The organism is Pseudorhodobacter sp. (assembly GCF_030452865.1).
GTDB lineage: Bacteria > Pseudomonadota > Alphaproteobacteria > Rhodobacterales > Rhodobacteraceae > Pseudorhodobacter.
Map to the genome: position 1 here is coordinate 1 of NZ_JAKDLJ010000158.1, position 7712 is coordinate 7712.

Here is a 7712-nt window from a genome sequence, read left to right on the forward strand (position 1 = left end):
CCCCCCCGGCAGGGCGGCCAAACTGATCGCATCGCCCATCGGCAGGGTATAGCCGCCAAGCATGGTACGGATCGGGGCGAGCAAGCCTTTCATGGTTGCATGGGCGGTGATGGCAAAGACCACCAACACCGTCAGCGCCCGCAGGTTTCCGGTGCCGCTCAACACGGTCAGGCGCGAGGCGCAACCGCGTGTCAGCACCATGCCGACACCAAAAGCCAAGCCGCCAAGGACAATCGCCGCAATCGGCAGATCGGGGGTCAGCAGGCGATGCTCGGCGAAGCTGATCCAACCCATTGCGACGGCGCCTTGTGTGCCAAGGATCGCGCTCGCCAAAGCCGTCAACCACAACGCCAGCGCAGGTTTGCGGTCAGCGACATTGCCGACAAGACCGCGACGGAGGCAAAAACGACTGACTTCGGCCAGAACGCCGAACGACACGCCAATCGCAAGCCCAAGGATTACCGACGCGGCGCGCGGCGTCAGGGTTTCAAAGCCGAGAGTTTCAAACATGGGATGCTCCGCTCGTAGAAATGTCGCCGCCTTGTAGCGGGTTTCAATTCGCGTTTGATCGTGTTTTTTTGCAAGCTGCAAGCGCAGCGGCAGCGATCTGCGCCGCATGGCAGGAAGGGTGTTCCATGCTTGCGCGGCAAAGGGAACAGCAATCTGTTCGGTTTCCTTCACAGGAAAAAACGTCCCCGACGCGCACAGCATCGGGGACGAATGATCTTATTTGTCGGAATGCGACCGCGCGGGTAGTGACGGGTTGGCTGGCAGGCTTCCTTTCGCGGGCCTACCGACCGCGAATCCGTGGGTCGAGTGCATCACGCAGCCCGTCGCCGATATAGTTGATCGACAGCACCAGAGCCGAAAGCGCGATTGCCGGCCAGATCACCCGTTCCGGATTCTGGTTGATGTAGACCATGCCATCGCTCAGCAGCCGCCCCCAGGTCGGGAAGTCCGGTGGAAAGCCAAGGCCCAGAAAGGACAGCGCACTTTCGGTGATCACCGCATTCGCCACGCCCAAAGTCGCCGACACCATGATCGGCGACATCACATTGGGCAGGATATGGCGCAGGATCATCCGCCGCGCCGGCGTGCCGATGGAGCGGGAGGCGAGCACAAACTCTCGCTCTTTCAACGCCAACACATCGCCGCGCACGATCCGCGCCGTGTGCATCCATGAGGTGATGCCGATGGCGAAAACGATCAGGATGAAGACGCCATTTTCCGGCCCGAGAGACAACACAAGGCTTTCGCGGAACAACATCACCATCAACAACAGGAGCGGCAGCAACGGCAGCGCCAGAAACAGATCGGTCAGGCGCATCAGGATGCCATCAAGGCGGCGGAAATACCCCGCGACCACCCCGATAAACGTGCCCAGAACCAATGAGAGTACCATCGCCGTCATCCCCACGGCAATCGTGATCCGCCCGCCCGAAAACAGCCGCGCCAGCATATCGCGACCCAACTGGTCGGTGCCCAAGGGATGCGCCATGCTCGGCCCTTTGGCGCGAGCGCGGATGTCGATCAACTTGGGGTCAATGTCCCACAGATGCGGGCCGACGAGGGTGCAAAACAAGATGAAGCCAAGCACGAACATCCCCATCAGCGCGCCCTTGTGGGTGCGGAACTGATCCCAGACATCCCACCACTGGTTGCGGGGCTTGGCGGCCTTGAGGTCGATGGTGCGATCAGTCATAGCGGATCCTCGGGTCCAGAATGCCATAAAGAACATCGGCAATCAGGTTGAACAAAACGATCAGGATGGCGAAAATGAAGGAAATCGTCAGCACCATCGGCGCATCATTGCCTTGAATCGACAACAAAAGCTGCTGGCCGAGACCATTCACCTTGAAGACGTTTTCGGTAATGATCGCGCCGGTAAAGATTGACGGCACCCCAAGCGCAATCACGGTAATGACGGGAATCAGCGAATTGCGCAGAACGTGTTTCAAAAGCAGGACCCGTTCGCTCAACCCCTTGGCGCGGGCGGTGCGGACGTAATCCATGCTCAGGTTGTCCAGCATCGAGGCGCGCATGTAGCGGCTGACCTGCGCCGCCTGATAGAGCGCGAGCACAAAAACCGGCATGATCATCTGCCGGAATTGCAGCACAAAACTGTTCCAGTCGGTGACCCGCAGTGTGGTGTCATAGATCGAGGGTAGCCAGAAGAAACTGGTCGATGGGATCATCACCGAGAAAATCACGATCAGCATCACGCCGGTCACGAAGGTCGGAACCGAGAAGCCGACCATCGAGACGAAGGTGCCGAATTGGTCGAACCAACTATATTGTTTGTAGGCCGAAATGATGCCGATCGGCAGCGAGATCAGCGTGCCGACCAGATAGCCCATACCGACCACCAGCAGGGTCTGGGGAATACGCTCTGCGATGGTGTCAAACACCGGCGCGCGGGTCTGGAAACTGATGATGCGCTGCGCGCCATCGGCGAGATGGGTGTGAAACGCAGAGTCGATCCAGTAGGAGGGTTCCGTGACGAACAGGTTGTAAAGCCAAAGCCCGTAACGAATATAAGCGGGGCGGCCGAGGCCGAGCGACAGGCGGATCTTCTCTTTGACATCCGGGGGAATTGTCATCGGCATGTCGGCAAGCGGATCGCCGGGGGCGAGTTCAAGGATCAGGAAGATCACCAGAGAGATGAACAGAAGCGTCGGGATCGCGAACAGCAACCTTCGGATTGTGAATGTCAGCATGGGCGCCTCGGTTCAGGTCTCTTGCGGGGATGGGTGCGGCGGCCCTTGCAACAAGGCCGCCGCCTTTTTTTCGTTCAGATCACTTGACGCGATACCAATCTGCCACGTTCCAGATCGAGGTATCCCAGGAGTTCAGGATAACGCCGCCCAGAGTGTTGGAATGCGCTGCAACCGTGCCGCGATCCACCAAGGGGACAATCGTATAGGTGTCCTTGGTCAGCATTTCATTCAGCCGGATCGCGATCTTGGCGCGTTCAGCGATATCGCCGGTCTCCCCCAGTTTATCGATCAGCTTGTCATATTCCGGATCACAAAAGCGGTTGATGTTTTCACCTTGCCATTGGGTTTCCGGCCGGGGCGCCTTGTCACAGGTATAAGCCCCGAGATAAGCCGCCGGATCCGTGCCGGGGAAGTTGTTGGCATACATTTCAACATCGGCATAGAACCGCGGGAAAGTGTCGGGCGAGCCGGGGTCAGATCCGAAGAAGACGGAGCCGGAGACGTTCTTCAACTCGGTTGAAACCCCAATATCTTCCCACCACTGCTTGATCAGCGCCTGAAAGTCCTGACGCACGGCATTGGTGGAGGTTTGATAGAGCAGATGCAGCTTCTTGCCGTCTTTTTCACGGATACCGTCGCTGCCAACTTTCCAGCCTGCCTCATCCAGCAGTGCCTTGGCGCCTTCGACATCCTGCGCGATGCAGTCGGTATTGGGCGAGGCATAGATTTCCGGTGCGGGCACCAGATTGCAGGTCGGGCGACCGGCCTGACCATAGCCGATTTCGGTCAGCAATGTGCGGTCAATGGCCATGGACAGCGCTTTGCGCACGCGCATGTCGGACAGAATCGGGTGCGGATGCTTTGCGGTTGAGCGCTCCCCCTCCGGCAGCTCCGGTGATGGGTCGGTCAGGTTCATTTCGATCCGCTCGACCAGCGTGCCGAAAGCGACCATGGTTTCACCCTTGCCTGCCGCCTGCATCCCCGAAAGCACTTCGGGCGAAAGCTGTAGGTTCCAAGCATAATCAAATTCACCGGTTTCCAGCACCGCGCGGCCCGCCGCTTCGGCATCGCCGCCGCCCTTGAATGTCATGGTGGCAAAATGCGGCTTGTCGGGGTCGCGGTAATTCGGGTTCGCTTCCAGAGTCAGCACGTCATTGGTCTTGAATTCAACGACTTTGAACGGGCCGGTCCCGATCGGATTGAAGTTCTGTTCGGTACAGCCGGAGGCAGCAGCGCCGAGGCAATCTTTGAACTGCGCTTGCTGGAGGATCGGTGATTCCGCACCGACGAGCGGCAGGTAGGGATAGGGGTGCGGGTTGGTGAAGCTGATCTTGACGGTCAGATCATCGACAGCTTCGACCTTTTCAACGCCATCGAATTTGGAAAGCTGCGCGCAACCGCCGCTGGTATCGGTGCAATACTGCCAGGTAAACACCGCATCATTGGCGGTAAGTGGGCTGCCATCGGACCACAGGATGCCGGGCTTCAGCTTCCATGTGATCGACTTGAGGTCGGCCGCGACGCCGCCATTGGCGACGGTCGGAATATCGGTGGCAAGCCAAGGCTGCATATTGCCCTTTTCGTCAAATCGCGCCAGCGATTCAAGCATCAGCGAGGCGGCTTCGACATCCTTGGTGCCACCGGACAGGAACGGGTTGAGGATGGACGGCGCTTGCCAATAGATCACGTTGACATTGCCATCAGACCCGCGTTCCGCAAATGCGGCGGGCGCGAAGGCGAATGCGCAGGCAGCGCCCAGAAGGGCGGATTTCATTTTCATATTCTTGGTTCTCCTTGTTGGTTATGCTCTTTGACCTCGGGCCGTCCGGTTGATCCGGCGGCTGGTGTTTTGGTTTCGGGTTTCACAAGATGGCAGGCAACAAACCGGCCCGGTCGCACCTCCAGCAGGTCGGGTTCCACCTCGTGGCACATCGGGATCACCTCCGGACAACGGGTGCAGAAGTTGCAGCCTTTCGGCGGGTTTGACGGCGACGGCACATCGCCCTGCAGGATGATGCGCCGACGCTTTGCCTCATGCTCCGGGTCGGGCTCCGGCACGGCAGACAGCAGCGCCTTGGCATAGGGATGCAGGGGTTCGGCATAAAGCGGTTCGCGCGGGGAAAGTTCGGCGATGCGCCCCAGATACATCACCGCCACCCGGTCGGCGATATGACGCACCATCGACAGGTCGTGACTGATGAACAGATAGGTCAGGCCGAACTTCTCCTGCAAATCCTCCAGCAGGTTGACCACTTGCGCCTGAATTGACACATCGAGCGCGGCAATCGGTTCGTCACAAACGATGAATTTCGGGTTGAGCGCCAGCGCCCGCGCAATCCCGATGCGCTGCCGTTGGCCACCCGAAAACGCGTGCGGATAGCGATTGGCGAAATTGCGGTTCAGCCCGACCGCATCCATCAATTCATAAACCCGCGCCAGCTTTTCCGTCGCGCTCATCCCGCCGTGTTCATCCAACGGTTCGCCGATAAGGGCGGCAACCGTCATCCGAGGGTTGAGGCTGGCTTGCGGGTCCTGGAACACCATCTGCATCGTCGGGCGTTTCTTGCGCAACGCTTCGGCACCGAGTTTCGCGATATCGTCGCCGTCAATCGTGACCGAGCCGCCGGTCAGCTCATAAAGCCGCAACAAGGCACGGCCGACAGTGGATTTGCCGCAACCGCTTTCGCCCACCAGCCCAAGGGTTTCACCTTCCATGATGTCAAAGCTGATACCATCCACCGCTTTCACATCGCCGGTATGCCGACGCAACAGCCCGGTATGGATCGGGAAATACATCTTGAGGTCTTTGACCTGCACCAGCTTTGTTGCGGGTTTTGGATCAGGCATTGCGTCAAGCATGCGGGCCTCCTGATCTTGCGTCCCAGTGGCAGGCGACATCATGGCCCCAGCCAACCTCGGCCCGGCCAATCGGGCGGCGCGGCGGGTTCTCGACCGCGCAGCGCGCAAAGGAATGGGCGCAGCGTGGCATGAAGGGGCAGGCAGAGGGGGCGGCGCCAAGGATCGGCGGCTGGCCTTCAATCACCTTCAACCGAGTCTCACGCTCCCCCGTGACTGAGGGAATGGTTTTCAGCAATGCGCGGGTATAGGGGTGCTGCGGGTTGGCGAACAATTCCGCCACCGGTCCCTGTTCGACCACTTGCCCGCCATACATCACCATCACCCGGTCCGCGATTCCGGCGATCACCCCGAGGTCATGCGTGATCCAGACAATCGCCATGCCGAGTTTGGTGCGCAGCTCTTTCACCAACTCGATGATTTGCGCCTGAATCGTCACGTCCAGCGCTGTCGTCGGCTCATCCGCGATCAGAACCTCGGGGTCACAGGCCAGCGCAATTGCGATCATCACACGCTGGCGCATACCGCCGGAAAACTGGTGCGGATAGTCCTTCATCCGCCGTGCCGCATCGGGAATACCGACCAGATCGAGCAGTTCGACAGCGCGTGCGAAGGCTTGTTTCTTGTTCATACCCATATGCCAGCGCAGCGGTTCCATCACCTGATTGCCAACAGTGAACACCGGGTTCAGGCTGGTCATAGGGTCTTGAAACACAAAGCCGATTCGACGCCCGCGTACCTTTTGCAATTCCTCGGCGCTGATCTTGAGAATATCGGTATCGCCGAGCAACACCTCGCCCGCGCGCACTTCGGCAGGCGGCATCGGCAACAACCCGATCAGTGACATCATCGTGACAGACTTGCCCGAACCGCTTTCGCCGACCACGCCCAGCAACTCACCGGGTTTCAGGTGAAAACTGACGGAATTGACTGCATGAATGTCCCCGCCGCGTGTGCGAAAAACAGTCTGCAAGCCGCGCACGTCAAGAACGGGCTTGGCCCCATCGGCCATATGACGACTCCCATGTCGGTGCCTTGTTGCTTCCCGGTCATACCCAAGGGGTTGCCGGGATTGTGGCCGATGTTACCGGTTTTTTTCCATGTCGCAACATTCTTTCTCGTATATCCTTCCGGTTGTTGCCGATCGGCGCTTCGGTTGCGCGCGATGAGAGGGCTTGACCTGCGGCGGGGGCAAGTTCACCGTGTCGCGAAAACAAGGAGAAGACCGATGGCCGATGCACAATCAACCCTGCAAATGTCCCCGCGCGACGTGCTTGAAAAGCTGGTCGGCTTTCCCACCGTCAGCAGCGAAAGCAACCTTGACCTGATCGACTGGGTGGAGGGGTATCTCGCAGAATATGGGGTGAAATCGCACCGGGTCTATAACGCGGAAGGCAACAAGGCCGCGTTGTTCGCCAATGTCGGGCCGGAAGTGGATGGCGGGGTGGTTCTGTCGGGGCATTCGGATGTGGTGCCGATTGAAGGGCAGAACTGGACCAGCGATCCGTTTTCCATCGTCGAGAAGAACGGGCGGCTATACGGGCGCGGCACTTGTGACATGAAGGGCTTTGTCGCGCTGGCGCTGGCGGCGGTGCCCTTGGCGGTGAAAGCCGGGGTGAAACGCCCGCTGCAAATCGCCATCAGCTACGATGAGGAGGTCGGTTGCACCGGCGCGCCGCCGATGATTGCCGAGATGGTCAAGACCCTGCCAAAAGCCGCCGCAGTGGTGGTGGGGGAACCGTCCATGATGAAACTGGTCAACGGCCACAAGGGCGGCCACGGTTTCACCGTTCATGTTCAAGGGTTTGAGGTGCATTCTTCACTTATGCACACCGGCGTCAATGCGATCATGACGGCGGCAAAGCTGATTGACTGGGGCAACCGCATCAACGATGAAAACGCCGCGAAACCACCCTCGGCCCTTGCGGCGCAATTCGTGCCGCACTGGACCACCGCGCATGTCGGTAAAATCCACGGCGGCACGGCGGAAAACATCACCGCCAAGGATTGCCATTTCGGCTTTGGTTTTCGTGTAGTTCCCGGCGAGAGTCCGGAAGAATGGGGCAACCGTTTCAAGGCAGAATGTGCGCGGCTGGAAGCAGAGATCAAGGCCGTTCGCCCGGAGGCTGCTATTGTCTA

General features: G+C 59.3%; 7 protein-coding genes. 1 reads left to right on the plus strand and 6 read right to left on the minus strand.

What is annotated here, in order from left to right; genetic code table 11:
- The 6 genes from L0H65_RS10540 to L0H65_RS10565 form a co-directional block, all read right to left on the minus strand.
- A partial coding sequence (locus tag L0H65_RS10540; protein ID WP_301458847.1) for a YeeE/YedE thiosulfate transporter family protein occupies positions 1–510 on the minus strand: 510 nt, incomplete at its 3' end.
- 280 nt (positions 511–790) lie between these two features.
- Positions 791–1702 carry an ABC transporter permease gene (locus L0H65_RS10545; protein WP_301458849.1) on the minus strand — a complete coding sequence of 304 codons (912 nt, stop codon included), beginning with the start codon at positions 1700–1702 and terminating at the stop codon, positions 791–793.
- Positions 1695–2717, minus strand: coding sequence for an ABC transporter permease (locus L0H65_RS10550; RefSeq protein ID WP_301458851.1), 1023 nt, complete (start codon positions 2715–2717; stop codon positions 1695–1697). The genes L0H65_RS10545 and L0H65_RS10550 overlap by 8 nt, the downstream gene beginning before the upstream one ends.
- Positions 2718–2796: 79 nt before the next feature.
- The gene (locus L0H65_RS10555) at positions 2797–4497 is read right to left on the minus strand and encodes a peptide ABC transporter substrate-binding protein (RefSeq protein WP_301458853.1); all 1701 of its coding nucleotides are present in this window, start codon (positions 4495–4497) and stop codon (positions 2797–2799) included.
- Positions 4494–5576 carry an ABC transporter ATP-binding protein gene (locus tag L0H65_RS10560; RefSeq protein ID WP_301458854.1) on the minus strand — a complete coding sequence of 361 codons (1083 nt, stop codon included), beginning with the start codon at positions 5574–5576 and terminating at the stop codon, positions 4494–4496. Before L0H65_RS10560 ends, L0H65_RS10555 begins: the two co-directional genes overlap by 4 nt.
- Positions 5569–6585 (minus strand): ABC transporter ATP-binding protein, encoded by a 1017-nt coding sequence (locus tag L0H65_RS10565; protein WP_301458856.1) that lies wholly within the window; start codon positions 6583–6585, stop codon positions 5569–5571. Before L0H65_RS10565 ends, L0H65_RS10560 begins: the two co-directional genes overlap by 8 nt.
- Positions 6586–6801: 216 nt before the next feature.
- Between L0H65_RS10565 and L0H65_RS10570 the strand changes: the two genes are divergently transcribed.
- Positions 6802–7712, plus strand: a 911-nt coding sequence (locus L0H65_RS10570) for a M20/M25/M40 family metallo-hydrolase (RefSeq protein ID WP_301458857.1), incomplete at its 3' end; no start/stop codon positions are given.

Bases quoted from the DNA above. Each gene is read 5' to 3' on its own strand.
- L0H65_RS10545 (WP_301458849.1), bottom strand. From the start codon at position 1,702: ATGACTGATCGCACCATCGACCTCAAGGCCGCCAAGCCCCGCAACCAG.
- L0H65_RS10550 (WP_301458851.1), bottom strand. From the start codon at position 2,717: ATGCTGACATTCACAATCCGAAGGTTGCTGTTCGCGATCCCGACGCTT.
- L0H65_RS10555 (WP_301458853.1), bottom strand. From the start codon at position 4,497: ATGAAAATGAAATCCGCCCTTCTGGGCGCTGCCTGCGCATTCGCCTTC.
- L0H65_RS10560 (WP_301458854.1), bottom strand. From the start codon at position 5,576: ATGCTTGACGCAATGCCTGATCCAAAACCCGCAACAAAGCTGGTGCAG.
- L0H65_RS10565 (WP_301458856.1), bottom strand. From the start codon at position 6,585: ATGGCCGATGGGGCCAAGCCCGTTCTTGACGTGCGCGGCTTGCAGACT.